Origin of the sequence: Nostoc sp. LEGE 12447, from assembly GCF_015206985.1 — a bacterium.
Lineage (GTDB): Bacteria > Cyanobacteriota > Cyanobacteriia > Cyanobacteriales > Nostocaceae > Nostoc.
The window spans coordinates 45,007-67,831 of the sequence record NZ_JADEXT010000018.1; the positions used below are offsets into that span (position 1 = coordinate 45,007).

The 22,825-nt window shown below is 41.8% G+C and carries 19 protein-coding genes; 7 read left to right on the forward strand and 12 right to left on the reverse strand.

The window, feature by feature from the left end; all coding sequences use genetic code 11:
- Nucleotides 1-69 precede the first annotated feature (69 nt).
- Nucleotides 70-663 (forward strand): MarC family protein, encoded by a 594-nt coding sequence (locus IQ274_RS18990; protein ID WP_194143100.1) that lies wholly within the window; start codon nt 70-72, stop codon nt 661-663.
- Between the two features lie 148 nt (nt 664-811).
- On the opposite strand, the gene trxA is transcribed toward IQ274_RS18990, so the two are convergent.
- The 6 genes from trxA to IQ274_RS19020 form a co-directional block, all read right to left on the reverse strand.
- A complete protein-coding gene (gene trxA / locus IQ274_RS18995) occupies nt 812-1,135 on the reverse strand; it encodes a thioredoxin (protein WP_012411836.1) in 324 nt (107 codons plus the stop codon).
- A 361-nt stretch (nt 1,136-1,496) separates the two neighbouring features.
- Nucleotides 1,497-2,660, reverse strand: coding sequence for a GuaB3 family IMP dehydrogenase-related protein (locus tag IQ274_RS19000; protein ID WP_194143101.1), 1,164 nt, complete (start codon nt 2,658-2,660; stop codon nt 1,497-1,499).
- Between the two features lie 337 nt (nt 2,661-2,997).
- Entirely contained in the window at nt 2,998-3,528 is a 531-nt protein-coding gene (locus IQ274_RS19005) for a YdcF family protein (RefSeq protein WP_012411838.1), read from the reverse strand.
- Nucleotides 3,529-3,955: 427 nt separating this feature from the next.
- Nucleotides 3,956-5,209 (reverse strand): exonuclease subunit SbcD, encoded by a 1,254-nt coding sequence (gene sbcD / locus IQ274_RS19010; RefSeq protein ID WP_194143102.1) that lies wholly within the window; start codon nt 5,207-5,209, stop codon nt 3,956-3,958.
- 98 nt (nt 5,210-5,307) lie between these two features.
- Complete coding sequence (cysH, locus tag IQ274_RS19015; RefSeq protein ID WP_163928371.1) at nt 5,308-6,033, reverse strand: phosphoadenosine phosphosulfate reductase; 726 nt, start codon at nt 6,031-6,033, stop codon at nt 5,308-5,310.
- Nucleotides 6,034-6,737: 704 nt separating this feature from the next.
- The gene (locus IQ274_RS19020) at nt 6,738-8,327 is read right to left on the reverse strand and encodes a DHA2 family efflux MFS transporter permease subunit (protein WP_194143103.1); all 1,590 of its coding nucleotides are present in this window, start codon (nt 8,325-8,327) and stop codon (nt 6,738-6,740) included.
- 252 nt (nt 8,328-8,579) lie between these two features.
- Here IQ274_RS19020 and IQ274_RS19025 point away from each other — a divergent pair, with 252 nt between their 5' ends.
- Nucleotides 8,580-9,170 (forward strand): TetR/AcrR family transcriptional regulator, encoded by a 591-nt coding sequence (locus tag IQ274_RS19025; RefSeq protein WP_194143104.1) that lies wholly within the window; start codon nt 8,580-8,582, stop codon nt 9,168-9,170.
- A gap of 205 nt (nt 9,171-9,375) precedes the next feature.
- Here IQ274_RS19025 and patD read toward each other — a convergent pair whose 3' ends face one another.
- On the reverse strand, nt 9,376-9,729 hold the full coding sequence (patD, locus tag IQ274_RS19030; RefSeq protein ID WP_194143105.1) for a heterocyst frequency control protein PatD: 354 nt from the start codon (nt 9,727-9,729) through the stop codon (nt 9,376-9,378).
- A 218-nt stretch (nt 9,730-9,947) separates the two neighbouring features.
- Between patD and IQ274_RS19035 the strand changes: the two genes are divergently transcribed.
- A complete protein-coding gene (locus tag IQ274_RS19035) occupies nt 9,948-12,221 on the forward strand; it encodes a RelA/SpoT family protein (RefSeq protein WP_012411844.1) in 2,274 nt (757 codons plus the stop codon).
- A 128-nt stretch (nt 12,222-12,349) separates the two neighbouring features.
- Here IQ274_RS19035 and IQ274_RS19040 read toward each other — a convergent pair whose 3' ends face one another.
- Complete coding sequence (locus IQ274_RS19040) at nt 12,350-13,390, reverse strand: hemolysin family protein (RefSeq protein WP_163928362.1); 1,041 nt, start codon at nt 13,388-13,390, stop codon at nt 12,350-12,352.
- An 833-nt stretch (nt 13,391-14,223) separates the two neighbouring features.
- Here IQ274_RS19040 and IQ274_RS19045 point away from each other — a divergent pair.
- Nucleotides 14,224-15,270 (forward strand): D-alanine--D-alanine ligase family protein, encoded by a 1,047-nt coding sequence (locus tag IQ274_RS19045; RefSeq protein WP_194143106.1) that lies wholly within the window; start codon nt 14,224-14,226, stop codon nt 15,268-15,270.
- Nucleotides 15,271-15,272: 2 nt separating this feature from the next.
- Here the strand turns inward: IQ274_RS19045 and IQ274_RS19050 are convergent, their stop codons facing one another.
- The 4 genes from IQ274_RS19050 to IQ274_RS19065 form a co-directional block, all read right to left on the reverse strand.
- The gene (locus tag IQ274_RS19050) at nt 15,273-15,416 is read right to left on the reverse strand and encodes a hypothetical protein (protein ID WP_194143107.1); all 144 of its coding nucleotides are present in this window, start codon (nt 15,414-15,416) and stop codon (nt 15,273-15,275) included.
- Nucleotides 15,417-15,436: 20 nt separating this feature from the next.
- A complete protein-coding gene (locus tag IQ274_RS19055) occupies nt 15,437-16,822 on the reverse strand; it encodes an ATP-grasp domain-containing protein (protein ID WP_194143108.1) in 1,386 nt (461 codons plus the stop codon).
- 134 nt (nt 16,823-16,956) lie between these two features.
- Complete coding sequence (locus IQ274_RS19060; protein WP_194143109.1) at nt 16,957-17,790, reverse strand: O-methyltransferase; 834 nt, start codon at nt 17,788-17,790, stop codon at nt 16,957-16,959.
- Between the two features lie 4 nt (nt 17,791-17,794).
- On the reverse strand, nt 17,795-19,027 hold the full coding sequence (locus IQ274_RS19065; protein ID WP_012411849.1) for a sedoheptulose 7-phosphate cyclase: 1,233 nt from the start codon (nt 19,025-19,027) through the stop codon (nt 17,795-17,797).
- 926 nt (nt 19,028-19,953) lie between these two features.
- Here IQ274_RS19065 and IQ274_RS19070 point away from each other — a divergent pair.
- From IQ274_RS19070 to IQ274_RS19080, 3 genes are all read left to right on the forward strand, one after another.
- The gene (locus IQ274_RS19070; protein WP_194143110.1) at nt 19,954-20,670 is read left to right on the forward strand and encodes a class I SAM-dependent methyltransferase; all 717 of its coding nucleotides are present in this window, start codon (nt 19,954-19,956) and stop codon (nt 20,668-20,670) included.
- Between the two features lie 559 nt (nt 20,671-21,229).
- Nucleotides 21,230-22,309, forward strand: a complete 1,080-nt coding sequence (locus IQ274_RS19075; RefSeq protein ID WP_194143111.1) for a M4 family metallopeptidase — start codon at nt 21,230-21,232, stop codon at nt 22,307-22,309.
- A gap of 175 nt (nt 22,310-22,484) precedes the next feature.
- Nucleotides 22,485-22,784: a protealysin inhibitor emfourin gene (locus IQ274_RS19080; RefSeq protein WP_194143112.1), complete on the forward strand. Its 300-nt coding sequence runs from the start codon at nt 22,485-22,487 to the stop codon at nt 22,782-22,784.
- The last annotated feature ends 41 nt before the right edge of the window (nt 22,785-22,825 follow it).

Consider the following 22,825-nt stretch of genomic DNA (forward strand, 5'->3'; position numbering starts at 1 on the left):
TCTAGGTTCTGGCAAACTGAGCAAGATTGGCATTATTTTACGATCAAACCCTGATAAAAGTTACCTGCTGTGGATATTTCTATTCTTGTTCAAACATTCATCGCTGTGTTTGTCCTAGCAGATGCTGTGGGCAATATACCAATTGTTTTAGTTTTGACCAAGGGCATGATGCCAGACCAAAGAAACAAAGTTATAGATAAAGCAATTATCATTGCGATCGCAGTTCTTTTGCTATTTGCTTTTGCTGGGCAAGTAATTTTAAATTATTTGGAAATTAGTATCGGCTCTTTGCGAGTAGCAGGAGGTGTATTGTTGCTGTTAATTGCTTTGCAAATGCTGCGGGGAGAATTAGATCAGCCAATTATTGAAGAAGGACGCGATGTCGCAATTACTCCACTAGCTTTACCACTGCTAGCGGGGCCGGGGACTTTGACAACGGTGATGTTGCTGATGTCGAAATCACAAAGTCCACATATTGCTGTGGCGGTGGGTATCTTAGGGGCGATGTTTATCACTTGGTTGATTTTGCGTTTAGCAAATCTGATTGACCAGTGGATTGGTGCAGAAGGTAGAGTGATTGTAACTCAGCTTTTGGGGTTTCTGTTGGCGGCGCTAGCAGTGGAAATTGGTAGTACGGGAATTAGAGAATTATTTTTGAGCTAGAAAACTCTTAAAAATATTCTGAGATTGTATACAAATGTAAACAAGTTTGAAAAACGAGAAATTCGCGTCTCTCAAACTTGTTTGTAAAAATTAACCTAAAGCTAGAACAACATTGATAACTCAAAGGGATTTTGTTACCAATTGAGTTTCAAAGATACTTTTCTAAAGTGGAAGCTAATGTACTTTTAGGTACAGCACCTACCACCATATCTACTTTTTGTCCATCTTTAAAAATCATTAATGTAGGAATACTGCGGATGCCGTACTGACTAGCAACTTGAGGATTTTCATCCGTGTTGACTTTGACGACCTTGATTTGACCTTTGTACTGTTCGGAGATTTCATCGACAACAGGAGCTACCATACGGCATGGTCCGCACCAGGGTGCCCAAAAGTCAACTAAAACTGGTACATCGCTGTCGAGTACTTCTTGCTTGAAACTAGAATCGGTAACTTGTGCGGCTGTTGACATGCCTAAAACCTTCGCCAATAATATCTGAACTTGGTGAAAATTCTACCATAGCAAAAACCTCAGCTTGGGAGTCTAAGGATGTACATTTGCAAAGAAGCTCTCGAATTTATTTACAAACATAAGGAACCGCCCGAACAGTAGTCCGGGCGGAGTGTGGTGTGAGGAGTGAACGGAAACATTCGTCTCCGCTATCTCTATTGTAGGCGACATATCGAATTTTTCCAGCAATTGTTTAGGGGGCTGGAAAAATTTATTGAAGAATTTGGGAGTGGAGAGTGGGAGTAGAGAGCAAGGGAGGCAGGCGAGGCAGGGGGAGCAGGGGAAGAATAATAACCCATGCCCTATGCCCCATGCCCCAATTTTATTTCCCCATACCTAATTGTTGAGCTTTTTGGTAAACTTTACCCTCGGTTAATAGGGAAGGCGCAATCACAACTTCCACTTGCTGCATTTCTTTAATATTTTTGGCTCCTAAAGTGCCCATGCTCGTCTTTAAGGCTCCTAAAAGATTGTGAGTGCCATCATCTAGTCCGGCTGGGCCAATGAGTATTTGCTCTAGGCTACCAGTGGTGGCAACGCGAATGCGGGTACCACGAGGCAACACCGGGCTAGGAGTCGCCATACCCCAATGATAACCCCGTCCTGGGGCTTCTGCGGCTCTAGCAAAGGGTGAACCAATCATCACACCATCAGCACCGCAGGCGATGCATTTACAAATGTCGCCACCGGTGATTAAACCGCCATCAGCGATAATGGGAATATAGTTGCCAGTTTCCTTATAGTAATCATCTCGTGCTGCTGCACAATCTGCGATCGCAGTTGCCTGTGGCACACCCACACCCAACACCCCACGGGATGTACAAGCAGCACCGGGGCCAATTCCCACTAGTATGCCCGCCGCCCCAGCTTTCAACAAATTCAATGTCACGTCGTAAGTTACGCAATTCCCCAACACCACAGGGATGGGCATAGAACGGCAAAATTCGGCTAAATCAAGTGGTATTATCGACTCTGGTGACAGATGTGCAGTAGAGACTACTGTAGCTTGAACAAAAAATAAATCGGCCCCAGCTTTTGCTACCGCCTCACCGTATTTACTTGCACCGGCTGGAGTTGCGCTTACCGCCGCAATGCCACCTTGTTGTTTAATTTCCTGAATACGTTTTTCAATTAATTCCGGCTTTATTGGTTCGGCATAGAGTTCTTGCATCAGGGCAACAAATTCATCTTTCCCCACAGAGGCAATCCGATCTAATATTGGCTCTGGGTCAACGTAGCGAGTGTGAATCCCCTCTAAATTGAGGACACCTAATGCTCCCAACTGTGACAAACGTACAGCCATGCGAACATCTACTACCCCATCCATTGCACTGGCAATTATCGGAATTTCTCGCTCAATATTGCCAATACGCCACTTAGTATCTGCCAAACTGGGATCTAGTGTTCTGTTACCAGGAACTAGAGCAATTTCATCTATTCCGTAAGCTCTGCGAGCTGTCTTTCCCCGCCCAAGTTGAATTTCCACGCTTTAACTTTTATTCAAATCTGTTTAAGCTAGGGTATCAAATTGTGAGATAAGTTGGGGCGTTTTTTTCCCTGAGCTACACAGATAAATTCCATTTACGCAAGTCACCACTCAAAATTTTGGTGGACGCAAAGTATTCACTAAGCAACCAAATGAGCAAAAACAGTTAATTGGTTTTTATATTGTGTTGTTTGAGGGTTAATGTTGCGCTAGTTTTGCGATCGCTGTGGTTTCATGTGTCTATTATTACTTAGTTATTATCATTATTATTGGCATTAATGCTCTTAATTTACCTATCTTGAGTTACATCAAGATCATATAAATTCCCATTGATGACTTACCGTTTATTTTTAGCTGCATCCACACCAGTGTAACCAGTTGCTATCCAAAGTATCGCTCTTGCTCCATCGCGGATAGATTTTTCGATAGATTCAGGGGGTTTTTCTGAAGGGACTGGCACTGGTTTTAAATAAATACCTCGACTACCCAAAATAATTTCGCCGATGACACAAGCCCGGCGCATGTGGAAGTCTGAAGTAATTAAATAAACGCTCTTGATACCACGAGCTTGCAAATCATCTACTAACGTAGTAAAATTAGTAACTGTATCTACGGCTTCATAATCCAGATGTAAACGCTTGGGATCAACACCAGCTTTGGTAAAGACTCGTTGGGTGAATCTAGGTGGACTACCCCCAGTAATCCAAATTGGTATATTTGGATGCTGGCGAACAAATTCGGCCGTAAACTTCTCTCGCTCTAAACGTCTCGTTGAACCACCCAACACTACAACTGCTTGCGGCTGTACAAATTGGTTTTGTACTTCTTTGTATCCCCACCAGATGATTAGTGGTAAGACAAAAGCCATAAAACGAAAAGATTTACCTGTAAAGAGTAGCTTATTCAAGGCTTGATAACTTTTTTTACTGAGTCAAAAATTTCCTCTAGCTAGAAGAAAAACAATAGTTGATAGTAGAGTAGCAAACTCCTCAATAATCCGCCCAAAAATATAAATTTGGGTGACTTTCATGTTACAGCGCGATTAAGCGGGTTTGAAGTTTTTCCTTTAATTGATGGATTATCCTAACCTGTATCGGAAAATTCATCAAAGGGTTCTAGCACCTTATCGAAGAACTCCATTTAGGCTATCTCGAAAATCTCTTTCCTTTTAGAAGAGACTTTGAAATTTCCCCCTTCCCGACACGGGAAGGGAGTTAGTTTTTTCGTGGGTTTTTCCAGATGACCCCAAATTTTACGTCTCTACACGCTGTATTGAAATATGATTGGCATCTATCCTACTCGCTAGTTGCTGCTTCTAGCCAGATTTCCACATCATCCGCTAGTAACTTCTGTGCAGCATCTAGCATTGATGTTGCTATGTCTTTGAGGTCTTCGCGGTTGTTCAAGTAAGTTTTCAAGGCTTCCATTGGGTCGATGCTGCTACTTGCACTCAATTCAGGAATGCGGGGCCTGGCTAATTGACTGACTAATTCTGCTTGAATGGTGTAGGTATGAGCCGGACTTAAAGCAGTATGTAGAGAGGAACTATCAATTAAATCCATCTGTTCGGAGCGAAGTTTGTAAATTAGCCGCACTACAGCATCTTGAATATCATACTTAGCGATCGCTTTCATTAACACCGCTTGCGGCTCATCTGCTTTCGAGATATCCACTTCAATAGTGCGGAAAGTGCGAACTGTTAAGGGGCAAAATTCCCATTCAGCGCTCCCCCGCTCCAGTTCCAACATTACATAGCCTTTGTCTTCTTTTTCTTCACTAAAATCTACCCGCTCAATACTTCCCGGATAAATCACCGGCGGGTTGTTGGATTTATTGAGGTTCTGGTGGCGGTGGACGTGTCCCAACGCTACATAATCAAAACAAGGTCGCGTCAGCAAAGATAGGGGTAGAGTAAAGCCTTTACCCACTGCCAAAAAGCGTTCTGCCCCCAAGCTAGCATTATCAGCCATCAAGTGAGCCAAAAGGACAGTTGGCACATCAGGGTCAAGACGGCGAATTTCCCCTTCCATAACAACTCGCAGACGTTCCGTTAACAGTTCGTTGACTTCCGCCAAAGACGAACCTTCAGTCTCTTGGCGAGTCATCAGGGTAGAACGAGTCAACCAAGGGAGGGTAATTACCTGCACTTTGCCATTGCGGGTTTCAATACAGTGAGTAGTTAATGTATCACCCACAACAAACCCTGGCACTCCCAAAGTGCGGTAAATATTTAAACTCGCTCCTCCCTGTCCTTGGGAATGTTGGTCGTGGTTGCCTACCAACAATACTGTTGGAATATTGGCATCCATAAGACGGCGAAATTGGCTGGCAAAAGCTTGTTGTACATAAGGCGGGGGTGTCGCATCCGGGAAAGCATCACCACCAAATATCACCATATCAACAGCATCTGTCAGCGCTCGGTCAATACATATAGACAAAGTATTGACAAAATCCTCCAATCGTGTGTTTAATCCAGTTGTAGGATTAATTCGTCCGTGGGAGAAGCCGCTTCCCATGTGGATGTCGGAAAGATGGAGGATTTTAATCATATTTGTTTTCGTCCTTAGTCATTTATCCTTTGTCTAATACTAATGACTAATACTTCGGCTTCGCTCAGTACAAGTGACAAATGACCAATGACCAATAACTAAATATGAATTCCGCATTCTGTTTTATCACTTCCCCGCCAACGTCCAGCGCGTTCGTCTTCACCTTCGCCTACTTTGGTGGTGATAGGTTGGTCGCCGATGCTGGGATAACCTTTGTCATGGAGAGGGTTGTAGATAACTCCATGTTCAGCCACGTAAACCCAGCTGTCTTGACGTGTCCAGGTAGCAATGGGATTTACTTTCAACCGACCTTTACCATCAAATTCAAATATGGGCATATTCGCACGGGTTACTGCTTGGTCACGGCGACGACCGGTAATCCAAGCGACGCTGTTGAGTTCGTCTAGACCCCGTAACAGTGGTTCAATTTTTGTAATGTGGTGGAATTTAGCAATGTCCGTATCCCAAAGTTTGTCGCCGTATTTGGCTTCAAAGGCTTCACGAGTTTCTACGTCTGGAGTTTTGAAAGTTTGCAAGTCCAGATTGTAAATTTCTTTGGCTTTGGCAACTAATTCTAGGCTTTCAGGGAAGTGGTGCAAGGTGTCGAGAAAGATCACAGGAACGGGATGCTTCAGTTCACTGTAAAGAATATGGGTAATTATCATGTCATCCACGTTAAAGGCGCTGGTTTGCACCAATCCCGTTGGGATATTCTCTATAGACCATGCCAGTATCTCTTTAGGAGTGGCAGTTTCAAATTGCTCATTTAATTTTTCTAAGTCAAAAGCGATCGCTTGGTTTCTAGATGCCGTGGAGACTGTCATGATAATCTTCTATTCAAATATTTCTACCTTGATTAAGATTTATTTTACTCCATAAAGGCGCGTATTCCGCTCGGAGTTCAGGTATTTATTCTGTTCGGAAATTACTACATTTGGGAACTGGAGAATAAGAAGTGGGGAGACAATACTGCTCGGTTAAGGATTTTTAACTCGGAATTGGGTTTTGGGTAAAGATTAAAGGGTAAAGGTTAAAGGTTTTTCTTTCCCCTTAACCGACAAGTATTGAGTGGGGAGACTAGAAGACTAGCTCCTCATAAGTAAAAACCGATACTTAATTTGTAAATTAATTTTTTGTTAAGAAAATTTACGGTAATTTAAGTTTTACAGCTCTTTTATAGATATTTATACTGATTTTGATATGGTTAAGGAACTATTAAAAAAAGGATTTTACTTAAATGAACGATTCAAAATTCAGCAATCCATTAGGCCAATCTATAATTATGGGCGCTTTAATGATGTTAACCAGTGTTGGTGTTATTACAATAATGAACTTTTTCTAAGATTCGGAATTTCTAATTTTAGCAATAAGACTTCATATAGTCCTGCTCAAAACTGAGTAGGATTTTTATTTTTGATCCAGATATATCAGTGTATATTGATTTTCTTCTGTGACTTTCAGTCAAAAAAGATTTTTAAGCAGTATTTTTACGTAGTTTTAGTTCAGAGAGCTTAAAATTGGTATCCGTCTAATGACCGACTGGTGCTTTTGCTCCGGCACCGCCTTTACCCAAGAATAGTAATAGGGGTAATGAGCAAAGGAACCCTATCCCTACCACTCGAAAGCAATCTGCATAAGATAAAACAGCAGCTTGAGTGTCTACTGTTTGACTTAATAAAGCTAGTGCTTGTTGCTGTGCTGTTGCCGCATCCATACCTTGGCTTTGAAGTGCCCCATTGAGCAAATCTAAACGTTGATTGGTTTCTGGGTCATAAGGGCTAAGTTTTGCTAACAAGATAGCTCGATGAAAAGTTTGTCTTCGATCAAGCAAAGTGGTGAGTAGGGCAATACCGATGCTACCACCTAGTTGTCGGGTAAGGTTGTAGAAACCAGACCCAGCAGAAACATCTTGTTTGGGTAGCGGGCCTAAAACTGCCAAACTCAAAGGGAGAAACATCAACACAGTAAAACCTCCACGCCATACCAATGGCCAAAATAAATCATCTGTGCCTGTTTGTGGGGTAATTGCTGCTAGTTGAAACATAACTCCAGATGATCCAACAGCGCCCATTGCAATTAAAAATCGGGCATCAATTTTACTGGACAGCTTGCCTAATAGAACCATAACGATCGCAGACGCTAAAGCACCAGGCGCTAACAATAGTCCTGTTTGGGTTGCCGTAAAGTGCAGTACACTCTGAGCAAATATCGGCACTGCAAAGAGTGTGCCATAAAGCCCCATACCCACTACTGCTGAGAGAACGCTTCCCGCAGCTAAAGAACGGTGACGCAAAACTCTCAAATCAACGGCAGGATGCGCTATTTTCAACTCGTACCAAATAAATAGCCCTAATCCGATAATACTGGCGATCGCTAACGTGGTGATAAAACCGGAGGAAAACCAGTCTTCTTTCTCTCCTTCTTCTAACAAAGTTTGCAGACAGCCGATGGCAATAATCAAAAACCCAATGCCGAACCAATCGACGGATTGGCTTTGTGTCTCGCTTTTGTCTTTGTCTTTGGGCAAAAACATGAAGGACATTGCTACTGCAACGATCCCGAAGGGAATATTAACAAAAAAAATCCATCGCCAGCCCAAACCATCTACCAAGAATCCTCCTAAAGTCGGGCCGATAGCTGGGCCAGCAATTACACCTACTCCAAAAACTGCCTGTGCCAAACCCTGTTCAGCAGGTGGAAAAGTCTCGAACAAAATTGCTTGTGCTTTAGCTAGCAACCCGCCACCACATAAACCTTGAAGAATTCGGGAAAGAACTAGCATCGGTAAATTGAATGCTAACCCGCATAAAACCGAGGCGATAGTAAAGCCAATCAACGAAAAGATAAAGTAAGTTTTGCGTCCAAAGTAATCTCCCAGCCATGCAGATAAGGGAATTAAGACGACATTTGCGATCGCATATCCAGTTACTACCCAACCTACCTCACTGACAGTTGCACCCAAACTAGCCTGCATATCCGTCAGGGCAACGTTAACGATACTAGTATCAATTACTTCTAAAATTGCACCCAGAGAAGCCGTCAAAGCGATCGCCCACTTCAATGGCCCGTGGACATAACCAAATTGATCAAAACTAGAACGTTTAATGTTGGTAGCCATTGTCAGAGCGATTCCCAAAGCAAAAATTATACATCTCACGTATACGCTACGGTAGCGTATCATATAGGAATGGTCAAGGGAGACCTCAACGAAAAGCGGCAGAAATACTTATGCTAAAGATGGATAGTCATTTTTGCTGTTTTCGTGCATGAAAACTGGGTAGTAGGGCTTCTTCGTTTCCCAGATGGTACGTTCTATGCCCAAAGGTAGAAGCAAATTGCCAAGAAGATATTTCTTGGGGATGATATTTTTATGAGTAACCAAATCAACAGTCCTTCAGGACGACCACGTAGCATCCACGCTGACCAAGCGATTCTGCAAGCGACCTTAGATTTGCTTGCAGAGGTAGGATATCAGAGCATGAGTATAGAAGCGATCGCTTGTCGTGCTGGAGTTGGTAAAACGACCATCTATCGGCGTTACACTTCCAAAGAAGAACTAGTTGCAGACGCGATAGAAAGTCTGAGAGATGATTTAGCGATCCCCGATACTAACAGCTTTTGGGGAGATATGGACATTTTGATCGAGAATGCCGCCAAAAAGATAGATAGTCCCCTTGGTCGTCAGACACTCGCTTTAATAACTAGTACCGCGTCTAGCAATCCTCAGTTTGCAGAGGTTTACTGGACAAAATATATAAAACTCCGACGTGAAGCATTCTCTAAAGTACTTGAGCGTGCCCAATCTAGAGGTGAAATACACAAGGATGCAGACGTAGATTTAATTATCGACCTGGTGAGCGGATCATTATATTATGCACTGATCTTTAAACCCACAACTGAGCCCGTAGAAGCATATATGCGCCGCACAATAAATCTTCTCCTCAAAGGGATTGGGAATTAGGCATAAGGCATGGGGACAAATCTGAAATAAGGCTTTCTTAGATCAGAACTTTAGAGTGACAACGAGAATAACTATGCCCAATACCCAATACCCAATACCCATTCCCCATTCCCCCTTCCCCACCTTTAACTTGTTAGCAAAATAACTTTTCACGAACGGTTGTAAATGAGATGATGGATTAATTAGAGAAAAAGGTGAACAATTGTTATTTTTCTCCTTCCGCTTCTGGTTGCAGAATAGCATTACAGTACTGAATGAGGGTTGTCAAGCGATCGCTAATCGTCTGAAGTCTCGTCTGTGCAGTCGATGCCTGCCGCGCTCCTTGCAAAAACATCACATCTATCGCCAACAAACGCAATTGCTTGCTCATTTCCGTTTGATAAGACTGTACTCGCCAGTTTTCATCAGCCAAAGGCACAATCTGCTGTCCGAAAAATTGCTGCAACGAGGCTACACGCTCTCGCAGTTCAGGCGCAGCGATTTGGGTCGTTGTGGCATCGGAGCGTAATTGCTCTAGCAAGGTTACGAGTGCCAAATATTTCTCAGGGTTTAAAGACATCCAGTGCTAGTTAAGATAGTATTAGTGTCAAGTAATTTTTCTTTTACAATAAACTTTCTTAAAGGCTTATTAGCACTAAAAGCCTCAAATCAGGATTTGAGGCTTTGTTTGCCATCAATGGATTTTCAAGGTTAATGGGCGACAGCATTTTCTTAGGGTGATGCTGCCACTTTTATTTATCATTCACTTATCTACCGATCCTATCCAAACCCACTTGTATGAGCAGTCTAGCTATAAATTCATCAGTTGATCTAGCCATTCCGGAATGGTTAAAAAAATGTTTGAAGGAGTCATCGACAAGTAACGGCGAAGTAGAAGATGACCGAAGGCATAGTGATGCAGTTTTAATTGGCCGCGCATTTGAATTTGCTTACCAACTGCATCAAGGTCAATACCGCAAATCTGGAGAACCATACATTGCTCATCCCATTGCTGTAGCCGACTTGCTGCATGACTTGGGAGGTAGTGCTGCTATGATAGCAGCTGGATTTCTCCATGATGTTGTTGAAGATACAGAAGTTACAAGTCAAGAAATTGAAGAACGCTTTGGCGCAGAAGTGCGGCAATTGGTTGAAGGTGTAACAAAGCTTTCTAAGATCAATTTCACCAGCAAAACCGAAAGCCAAGCCGAAAACTTCCGGCGGATGTTTTTGGCAATGGCGCAAGATATTCGGGTCATTGTGGTGAAATTGGCAGATCGTTTGCATAATATGCGAACTTTACAATATATGTCAGAGGCCAGCCGCCGCCGCAGTGCCCAAGAAACGCGAGATATATTCGCGCCTTTAGCCAATCGCTTGGGGATTTGGCGAATTAAATGGGAACTGGAAGATTTGGCTTTTAAGTATTTGGAACCAGAAGCTTTTCGCCAAATGCAAGAGCTTGTTTCTGAAAAACGGACGGCGCGAGAAGAGAAACTGGCTAGAGCTACGAACATGTTGCAAGAGCGTTTGCAGCAAGCCGGAATCCGCTTTCAGGATATTAGCGGTCGTCCCAAGCACCTTTATAGCATTTACCAAAAAATGCACCGCCAGCAAAAGGAATTTCATGAAATTTACGATTTGGCAGCGCTGCGGATTATTGTTCAAAGCAATGAGGAATGCTATCGGGCGTTGGCGGTGGTTCATGATGCTTTTCGCCCAATTCCTGGGAGATTTAAAGATTACATTGGGCTGCCAAAGCCTAACCGTTACCAGTCGTTGCATACTGGGGTGATTGGACTAACTGGCCGTCCTTTAGAGGTGCAAATTCGGACAATCGAAATGCATCATATCGCCGAGTATGGGATTGCCGCCCATTGGAAATACAAAGAAACTGGAGGTTCTAGTATTAGCCATTTGACAGGGACAGATGACAAGTTTACTTGGCTGCGGCAACTGCTAGAATGGCAAACCGATCTCAAGGACGCACAAGAATATCTTGATAGTGTCAAGGATAATCTATTTGAAGATGATGTCTATGTCTTCACCCCTAAGGGGGATGTTGTTCCTTTAAGCCCCGGTTCTACCACTGTAGATTTTGCTTATCGCATTCATACGGAAGTTGGAAACCACTGTTCAGGGGCGCGGGTGAATGGGCGAATGGTGTCTCTGTCAACCCGACTGCAAAATGGCGATATTGTAGAGGTTCTCACTCAAAAGAACTGCCATCCGAGTTTGGATTGGTTGAACTTTGTCAGAAGTTCGGCGGCGAAATATCGGATCAAACAATGGTACAAGCGATCGCGCCGCGAAGAAAATGTTGCCCGTGGACGGGAATTGTTAGAAAAGGAACTAGGTAAAACTGGTTTTGATAGTTTGCTAAAGTCCGATGCAATGCAGATTGTCGCCGAAAAGTGTAACTACCACAGTGTGGACGATTTACTTGCCGGTTTGGGTTACGGTGAAGTGACGTTGAACTTGGTGCTAAATCGTTGGCGAGAAGTGGCGAAGGGACAACAACCAGTTTCTACAGTGCCGCCATTTATCCCCAAAGAACCACCTACTACATCAAAAGCTTTACGAGATGCGCCTCCAACTACTTCCCGCGCCAGTGATTCGCCTATTGTTGGGGTAGAGGGGTTGGTATATCATTTAGCTGGATGTTGTACCCCGATTCCTGGCGAACCGATTATTGGTGTGGTGACGCGAGGTAGGGGGATTTCAATTCATCGCCAAGGCTGTCATAATCTAGAAACTGTGGAATATGAGCGCTTAGTACCAGTTAGGTGGAACCCAAGCGCCGAAAATAGTGGTCGTCCGCACACGTATCCAGTAGATGTTCAAATTGAAGCCCTTGACCGTGTAGGGGTGCTAAAAGATATTTTGTCACGGTTGAGTGACCAAGGAATCAATGTCCGCCATGCTCAGGTGAAAACCTCTGTTGGTCAACCTGCATTGATGGATTTAGGAATAGATATACGCGATCGCTCTCAATTAGAGCAAGTATTTGTGCAAATCAAGAAAATGAGCGACATTTTGAATATCCGCCGCGTTGGTCAAATTGACGAATAGATGATTGGTAGGGTGCGTTAACGGGGTTTGACGCACCAGATGGCGATCGTTTTTAGGAATCGAACCGCAGAGGCGCAGAGAAAGAGAGGAGGAAATGAATGTGCCGTGTGATTATTTAGGCGATTGCATTAATTACTACTAGTAACAGACTGCAACATTTTTTCTCGTTTCTTGCGGGCAATTTCTTGCAAATCAACAGTTCTATCAGTTTCATCTACAATTTCACCAGTTATCACCTCAAGCACATCTTCCAAAGTGACGACACCAGCGATACTTCCATATTCGTCTACCACTACTGCAAGATGTTCACGAGCTTCTATAAAATTTTTTAATAGTTTATCTGCTCGAATTATCTCAGGAACAAAGTTGACTTTTCGAGCTAGACTAGCGATTTTTTGATTGTTACTTCCTTCAACCATCGCTGTCAGTAAATTCTGTTTGAGAGCATATCCAATAATTTCATCCAGAGATTCATTTATTACAATAATCCGGGTGTGTTGAGACGCAATAATATTTGCTTTCGCCTCAGCAAGAGTCATATCTCCATAAATATATGTCAGCATGATTCGGGGTGTCATTAAGTCAGATGCTGTCACATCATTTAATCTAAACACTCGCTGAATCATTTCTGCTTCATCGCTTTCGATAATTCCCTCTTGATGCCCAATCTTCGCCAACAGCTTGATTTCAGCCTCATTCGTAGTTGGTCGTTTTTTCCCTTTGGCAAAGGGTGCAGTAACATTTTCTAGAATCCAGACTAAGGGTGTGAAAGCAATAGCAAGTCCAGCTACAGGTAAAGCCGCAAGTATGGCGAGTTGCTCAGAATAACGCTCTCCAATTGTCTTTGGGATGATTTCACCAAAGATGATAATTAAGAATGTCAATATTCCTGAAAATACACCAAGCCATTTGTCTCCTAATACCTGAACAGCAATACTACCTGTAAGAATACTACCAATGATATTGAAAGTATTATTGAGGATTACAAGAGCCGCAATCGGTCGATTCATATTTTCACGAATCGCTAAAAGTCTTACTGCTGATGGACTATTTGATTGTGCTAATTGTCTGACTCTCAGGGTTGAAACAGAAAACAGGGCTGTTTCTACACTAGAACAAATTGCTGAACCTAAAAGGATAACAAACACAATGATGAGAAGCTGTAGCATATAGTTTCCCAAATATGGGAAGCGAAAGTTGAGCTTAACTGATAGCGAAATGGGTTACTATCTTGTTATCTTCTAAGTTTACTGTTTTCTTCTTTTAAACTCATCGCGTAGGAAGGCTTAATTGCTTTATTCGTATAGCACTATATTTTAATTTTGTAAATATTTATACCATTTATTTTTAAGGCTGCACCAAATTCCTTTGGTTTCTTTCTTTGGGTTATGAGAACGAGGAGCGAGGATGCCTTATCAGGTCTATAATTTTCCGTTATTTTGTGTTTATTGGATTTCCAAATCAGTATTGAAGAACTATTCCAACTTACTCTTCAATAATTAATTTATGAAGGCAACTCGGTTTATTTTTATCATCGATTTTGATTAAACTAACTATTAACTGAAAGTTTGGTTAATTACTCTCGTGAGTTTCGTAGGTTGGGTGCAGCGATAGCGTAACCCAACATAAATAAGGTGGTAATGTTGGGTTTCGTTTCACTCCACCCAACCTACATAAATATATCTTTTAAAAAACTCTAGGTTTCAACATAGATTGAGGTTTATTAACTGAAGGTTTGCTTAATTACTCTCGTGAGTCGTTTAAATTTACTTCCATAAAGACAAAACTTCTGGAAAGCTACTCTGAAAGAGATCAGAAATTACCTTATTTGTACTACTATTATATATTGGAATGCAAGAGTGATGATGTTTAAATTGCTGCCATAATGGAACTTTGAATATCTCACGATTTAATAGACTAGTGAAATTTTTAGAAAGAGCGTTGTGCTACAGCTTCATTAATTACTCAATTCTAGTTATAATAGTAGATAAAAAGATGAATTATGCCAGTACTTAATATCCTTCATTTAGTTGGGTCTGCACACAATGATTTTTACTGTGATTTATCACGTCTTTACGCCCAAGACTGTTTGGCTGCAACAGCAGATCCATCGCTTTATAACTTTCAAATTGCATACATTACACCCGATCGGCAGTGGCGATTTCCTGACTCTCTCAGTCGAGAAGATATTGCTCTCACCAAACCGATTCCTCTGTTTGATGCCATACAATTTCTAACAGGCCAAAACATTGACATGATGTTACCACAAATGTTTTGTATTCCTGGAATGACTCAGTACCGTGCCCTATTCGATCTGCTCAAGATCCCTTATATAGGAAATACCCCAGATATTATGGCGATCGCGGCCCACAAAGCCAGAGCCAAAGCAATTGTCGAAGCAGCAGGGGTAAAAGTGCCTCGTGGAGAATTGCTTCGCCAAGGAGATATTCCGACAATTACACCTCCAGCAGTCGTCAAACCCGTAAGTTCTGATAACTCTTTAGGAGTAGTCTTAGTTAAGGATGTGACTGAATATGATGCTGCCTTAAAGAAAGCATTTGAATATGCAGATGAGGTCATCGTAGAAGCATTCATTGAACTTGGTCGAGAAGTCAGATGCGGCATCATTGTAAAAGACGGTGAGCTAATAGGTTTACCCCTTGAAGAGTATCTGGTAGACTCACACGATAAACCTATCCGCAACTATGCTGATAAACTCCAACAAACTGACGATGGCGACTTGCATTTGACTGCTAAAGATAATATCAAGGCTTGGATTTTAGACCCTAACGACCCAATCACCCAAAAGGTTCAGCAAGTGGCTAAAAGGTGTCATCAGGCTTTGGGTTGTCGCCACTACAGTTTATTTGACTTCCGAATCGATCCAAAGGGACAACCTTGGTTTTTAGAGGCTGGATTATATTGTTCTTTTGCCCCCAAAAGTGTGATTTCTTCTATGGCGAAAGCAGCCGGAATCTCTCTAAATGATTTATTAATAAGCGCTATTAATGAAACATTGGGTAGTAATAAAAAGGTGTTACAAAATTGATATTAAAAAAATAAGCGGTGTAAGCCTGCACCCATAAAAGTATAAATAATTACTTCTCTTTTGGAGTGCAGGAGGCGATCGCAGAAAAAATCAAGAGCATGGACAAGCTTTTCGCTATTCATGCTCAACAGGTTTACAAATGCCATTTTTGCTTCTTAAGAATTACTTAGTCGCCGCCTAATTCCACGAGTTTACCGATATTAAAATCGATCTTTACCCAACCTTTGAGTTGTTGGAGATTTTGTAGTAAAAGTAAAGTAATCTGCCAATGGTGCAAAGTTAAAAATGGTATCGGATCGTCCAGGCGATAAATGGCATCTGTACCTCTGACTAATCTCTCAAACCAAGTTTGCAATTGTTGCCCAGAGCGAATCCCAGTCAATCGCCAGATTTCGTGATATATCCAGTAAGTGGGCTTGCTATCTGCAAGAGGTTCCAAAGGTGCAGCTAGAGGAGTTTTACCAAGATAGGCTTCTGCAACACCTGGGTGATTGTAGAACATTGTGATCGCCGAATGGGTGCGAGGATTACATTCAATGGCATAAGCTGTACCATCTTCAGCTTGGATAAAGTCAAGAGATATTTGTCCAGTCAGCCGTAAACTTTTGACGAAATGTTGTACCCATTCTTGAATTTGGGGATTTTCGACATTTTCATAGTTAATCTGAAACGCCGAAGAATTTGAACAGCAATGCAACCTTAATTCGCCGTCTCGGACTGTGCTATGGGTGCATAATTCTTTCCCAGGAATAAATTCTTGCATAATCCAAGGTTTTTCTGGGCTGATGGGTAAACTCTTGACAAACGCTGCTGTCTCTTCTGGGGTATCACAAGGAAGTTTGGTTAAATTTAAGCGGCGAACTGAGTCGTAAGAAATACTCTTAAGAATATATTTGCGCGTTTCTTTACTAAAATCGAAGTTGATAACTTGTTCAGGATCGGTAATTTTAAAAGATTTAGGGACTGATAAACCAAGCGATCGCGCCTGATCGGTAAAGGCAAATTTATCATCCAGCATCTTGGTTATATCAGCATCGAAGTGGAAAACCTCACAATATTCTGAGAGTGCAGACTTTGCCAAAGAGTCGTAATAACTAGCTACAGGGCTGCATACGGGTACATAAACGTCAATCTTCTCTCGTTTGACAATTGCCAATAGCGCCTGAGTATAGCCTTCTGGGTCGTCTTGTGGTGCAGGAACTGTATAAAAACGACTCACAGCATTTGAGAATCTATGCCCTGATAACCAGTATTTATGACCTTCAATCAGAATAACTCTGTGTCCGGCTGCATGGAAGGAGCGGGCAAGTTGTAATGCTTTGGTCATTTTGCCGCCACTGACCAAGATATTTTGGGGATGAGCGGCTACGGCAGGTTTTTTTGTAAACGGCCTACACATCAGAGATATCAATACTATCAAAGCATTAAGCGGCAAGGCTATCAGCAGTAGTATTAGAGTCCCGATAGTCTTGAATAGAGCTACTATTTTTATCCTCACACTCTTTGATGGCGTTGTGGATTGAGGAAGAGATAAAGAGATTGATTGTGCCATAAATTATTTTATTAACGTGGAATGCGGTTCTTTTGTAGGGACGCACAGATGCGCGTCCCTATCGGATATTGCATCCAAAGGAGAACTGCTATAACAATTGCCTTTTTGTGATGCCTTGAATTGAGAAGCGCCTGTTATACCAAGCGTCTAATCAGGGTTATGCCATCTCGTATGGGTAACAGAACTTGCTCTACACGAGGATCTGCGGCAACAATGCGGTTGAATTGAGCGATCGCTTCACCATTGGCTGTACGCTGTTCTGATGGCAGGTAAACTTGTCCTTGCAACAAAGTATTATCTACACAGATTAATCCGTCGGGAGCTAGTAAATTGCTATCCAAGATAATTTGGAAGTACTCTACATACTCCTTTTTATCCGCATCAATGAAGATCAGATCAAAGGATTCTTTTTTAGCCGCCAGCTTGTGCAGCGTCTCTAGTGCAGGTGCTACTTCTACAACAATCTTGCTACCGTGGGGAGACTCTTGAAAGCAAGTTTGAGCAAACTCGGCCACATAAGAGTCTACTTCACAAGCAATCAGTCGCCCATCATCTGGTAAAGCCTCTGCCATTGCCAAAGCTGAGTATCCTGTGAACATTCCCACTTCTAGGATGCTTTTAGCCTTGGTGATATGCACAAACATCTTTAGTGTTTGTCCTTCAAGATGTCCTGAGAGCATTTCTTGCTCTAATTGACGCACTGTTTCACCATCACTGAAGCGTTTACTCCAGTCTTCAATGCTTGTCTTCTGCGCTAGTGCTGTCAATGCGGTCGATTCAGGGGTAGTGCAATCATCCAGATAGGGATCTAAACCTGCTGCTAATTGCAACCCTTGGCGCAGAGAAGTCAGTATCTCTGAAGGAATATTACTTTCCTCTGCCATTCTGAGGGTTTTTTGTAACTGTGCTACCAGAATGCTATGTGGCGTTATCGGTCTTGCGGTATCTCGTCCTAAAATACTGGTCATGTTTTCACACTCCCAATAGTTTGGATTCTTCTTGAGTTTCTATGTAAGCGTCAATACCATCTCCGCCACGAGGGTATGTAGCACACAGACGTTTATGTTCAGCTAAAGCTGCATCTAGTTCTTCACGGGTGAAATCGTTGACAAAGAAGCACTCACCAATGGGTTTAGGCATAGCTGCGCGTTGTTTCCCGTCTCGCGTCAAGCTAATAGATTGGGTAGCATACCAGAGCAAATCGCCATCTAGTAGAGGATGATCGATTGATAAACCTATACGACTCATCAAGCTCAAAATGCGATCGCGTTCTCCTGATGTAATGTAGCCACGTCTTGCCGCAATGGTTGCAGACAGAGCCATATCTATATTGACGGCATGACCGTGAAACAACGGTATCATCGGAGCTAATTCTAAGGTCGGACTCCAAGTATGACCATAGGCAATGACGCGATCGAGGTCTAACTCATGCAAGTTAGGAGTTTCCAACTCCAGCATAGTTTTTATTGCCTCGTAGTTGAGTTTGTGTGCGATCGCTTTCAGTTCCTTTGTGCCATTCACATATCCAAAGTGAGTGGAAAGCAACTCTTCGCCATACTCATACAACAATTCAAAGACTTCAGAGTTCGCCACAACAGCAATTTTGACCAACTCTGCCATCCCATTACGAACTTGAGCCGTTGGTAATGTTTGCAAGAAGGAGAAATCGAGGATAACTTTCAAAGGAGCATGATATGCACCCAAGCGATTTTTTAACTTGCGATGGTTGACTGCAACCTTAATGGCTACACCTGCATCAATCAAACCAATCAGCGTTGTCGGAACCCGAATATAGTTACTCTTGCGACGGTAAGCAGCGCACGCAAACCCAGCTACATCAGTGGTTAAACCACCACCCACTACTAATACTGGTTCCTTGCGGATTAAACCAAAGTCAGAAAAAGCATCAACAATTTTCTCAAAGGTTGCAAGGGTTTTTGTAGGCTCAGTAATCACAATGGGAACTACGGTCAGATCAATACCATAGTGTCTAAAATATGACTTGATTTGCTTGCCATATAATCTGTTGACATTGGCATCAATTACAGTCAGACAACGGCCAAACTTCTCATAGCTGTCTGCAATTTCTCTGTTACTGATATCAAATGCACCATTTACATAGACAAGACTAAACTCAATTTTTTCGTAACCTTCCACGCGAAATTCAGCTTCTGTTGCTTCAAACGATGCTTGAACATTACTCATTATTATTGACCTTGATAGAACTGAAAAATTTGTGAAAATTCAGGCAATATTTGAGATTTACCCTGATGTATGGCAATAACAAACTATGCTCATGAATGCCAAAACTTTTAGGCATTCTAAAGCCAGCTTTTACTAAAAAAGCTTATTATTATTACCGAGCAATGCCACTAAATAGCAACATTATTGATCTAAATTCTGTAAGCTAACCTCTAATTTAAGGTTGCCCCAAGACTAATCAACTAGTCCCATTAAGAATTTATCGTCATAACGCTTGCGCTCTTTTGGGATTGTTGACATGAATTCGGCAAGTTAACCTTAAATTTAGATTAACTTTACTATTAACTCTGCTATATCTATCTATAGATATAGAGGTTTGACAACTGTTTTAATTCGCAAAATTTCTAAGAGAGAAAACTGTATAAATAGTTGATCTCCAGGCTTCCATTTAAGATTACAGCCCTGATTAACCTTCAGTTCGCTGTTTTTTAGCATTAGTCTCGAACCTTTTATCGCTAAACTTGCTACGCTCTGTTTTACTCAGAGTGCCAGTGGACTTCTAGTTTATTTTAGTTAACTTTCTGTTCAGTATTTAATATACCAACGTCAGTAACTTTTGAAAACCCAAAATTTTAATTAATCAGAGTTACTAATTACACATATCAGTTTAACTCAATACATGAGTCATTTTATATTTACAAATCTTAAAAAAGAGTTAAATTGGCTTTTTCGTTCAAAATTATAGGATTTCAGCTTAAATTAAGAGATGACTTTCTGTTAAATAACATAAAAAGTGATATGTGTATTCTACCAAAAGTATATAAAGTGAATATTTTTTATACTAAAAAGTTAATTCTACCGTTGTAGTATATACCTCAGTAATGATGGATAATTAATATTAATGAGTGTGTATATTTGTTCTAAACCCTATGCAACAGTTATTTCCCGGAGAGGTATTCGCCAGCACTGCTGATTTTGACATTGGTATTCGCCAACTGATACCCAGATACGATGAGATGTTGGAAGTAATTAGCCGTTGTCTACCTTCGACAAGTCTGCGGATATTAGAATTAGGTTGTGGTACAGGCGAACTTAGTCTCAAAATACTCAAACGCTTTCCAAATGCCCAAGTAATTGCTCTAGATTACTCACCTCGAATGTTACAATTTGCCCAAGATAAAATCACAGCATCTGGATATCAAAAACGTTGGGTTGCTACACAAGCAGACTTTGGTGATTGGGCAAATAATCCAGAAAAATTAGATATTGGTAGCGAATTTGATGCTTGTGTCTCATCCTTGGCAATCCATCATCTTCAGGATGAGATGAAATTAAAGTTATTTAGCCGAATTGCTGCTAGCCTCACTCAAGATGGCTGTTTTTGGAATGGAGACCCAATTTTACCGGAATCATCAGCCTTAGCAGAAGTTTATCAGGCTGCACGAGAAGAATGGTCAGTTGAACAGGGAACTAATTTAACAGAAATTCGCGCAAAGCTTGGTGCAAGCAGCACTCAAGGTTACTCTAGTCAAGACCAGCTAGCTAGCCTAGATGCTCATTTACAGATGTTGAGCAAAGCTGGATTTAAAACAGTTGCAGTACCTTGGAAATATTATGGTCTGGCGGTGTTAGGTGGCTGGTTATGAATATTTTGGGTTTTTGATACTGGATTTGGAATTTACCTGTCCCTAATCGATATTTATAGGATTAGCGACTTATGGTAACAAAACAGTAATAAATAACATTATTTCCCTTGATTAGAACTAATATATAGACCAATACAGTTCAGTTAAGAAAAATTGTAGTTTGGGTTAAGCAAAGCGCAACCCAACAAAGTCCCGGAAATGTTGGGTTTCGTTCCTCCACCCAACCTACGCAGTTTAAGTTTTTTGGCGCTAACTGAACCGTATTGATATATAGACGCTTTAGGTCTGTAAAGGAGGTCTTGCTAACTCACGCAAAGATTTTGGCTGAGACTTACATTATCTAAGCTGTCCTTGTGTTTTGATGCAATATTTCCACATCAGAAGTACCCATGAGGGTACTATTAATCCTCTACAGACCTATCCGAAAATACAGAGTAGAAAATTTTCTTCAGAAAAGAAACCAGGGACACGCAATTTGGATTCGTTTTTCTGCTCCTATCTCCAGTGGAGTTAAAGCCACTGTTTGCCATCACTTAGTTTTAAAAGGAGAATATCTTGGATGGCTCGAAATAAAAAGAAATCAGCCGGGTTTAAGTATGAGCATCCACTTGTGTCTAGATGCCCGATTTGTTGTATTATTCCGCCCCATATACTTGAACATGTCGTTGTAAATGGCAATCCTCAACAGCGTAATTGGGCTTTTCGTACATTAAATGTTTCGGCACAGTTTCGCGGACGGAGAGATGTCGTAGGTACTGTCTCATTTGCACCTTCTCCGGGTGAAAAGCGCCGTACCATCTACGATGCAAAATATGGTCAGCAACTTCCTGGTACATTAGTGCGAGGTGAAGGCGATCCTCCCAGCAGTGATGTAGCAGTGAATGAAGCCTATGATGGTGCTGGTGCTACTTATGACTTGTTTTATGAGATATTCGATCGCAATTCCATTGACGATAAAGGGCTACGTTTAGACTCCACCGTGCATTATGGCGTTAAATATGACAATGCCTTTTGGAACGGCGACCAAATGGTTTATGGTGATGGCGACGGAGAACTGTTTCAACGCTTCACCAAGTCAATTGATGTGATTGGGCATGAGCTAACTCATGGTATAACCCAGTATGAAGCGGGTTTACAGTACTATGGCGAACCAGGGGCACTAAATGAATCGTTTTCTGATGTCTTCGGTTCCCTGGTGAAACAAAAGATCAAAAATCAGACAGCACAAGAGGCAGATTGGCTCATTGGCGAAGGTCTTTTAGTACCAACTGTCAAAGGTGTTGCCCTGCGATCGATGAAAGCACCGGGAACAGCTTATGATGATCCAGTATTGGGTAAAGATCCTCAACCAGCCCATGTGAAAGATAAATACACTGGTACTGATGATAACGGTGGCGTGCATATCAACTCAGGAATCCCTAACCATGCGTTTTATCTAGCGGCTGTTAGCATTGGTGGCTATGCTTGGGAAAAAGCGGGCAAAATCTGGTACCTAGCTTTACGCGATCGCTTAAAAGCCAAAGCAGATTTTAAAAAAGCTGCCAACGTCACCATTCAAGTTGCTGGCGAACTCTACGGTAATGGTAGTGATGAGCAAAAAGCTGTACAGAACGCTTGGCAAAAGGTAGGAGTTATCTAGGAGTTATGAGTGAGGAGTGAGGAGTCAGGAATAAATAGTCAATACCTTCCACTCCCTCACTCAACACTCAGGACTGATAAATCTGTTGTGTATTGTTGCTAAAGTGGAATGTGAGAAATGTTGTCTCCCATTCTAAATATTTATCCCAACTAAATAACACAACGGAGAGCAAAAAATGCGGATATCCTTTGAACGCACAGGTGGCTTTGCTGGAATCAGCAAGAAGACAACCGTTGATACAGACACTCTCCCACCAGATGAAGCTGCGACACTTCCCCGACTGGTGGAAGTTGCAGATTTATTTAGGCTACCGGAACTAATTACCTCGCCAAATCCTCAGAGCGATCGCTTTCAGTATAAGTTAACAGTGGAAGATAACGGTAAACAGCACACAGTGACTGTTAGTGAAGCAGCATTACCAGGAACCTTGAGACCCCTGATTGAATGGTTACAAACAATGGCACAAAAAAAGTAAAAAGAATTACTTATAAGTCTCTGTTTCGTAATAAAAAATAA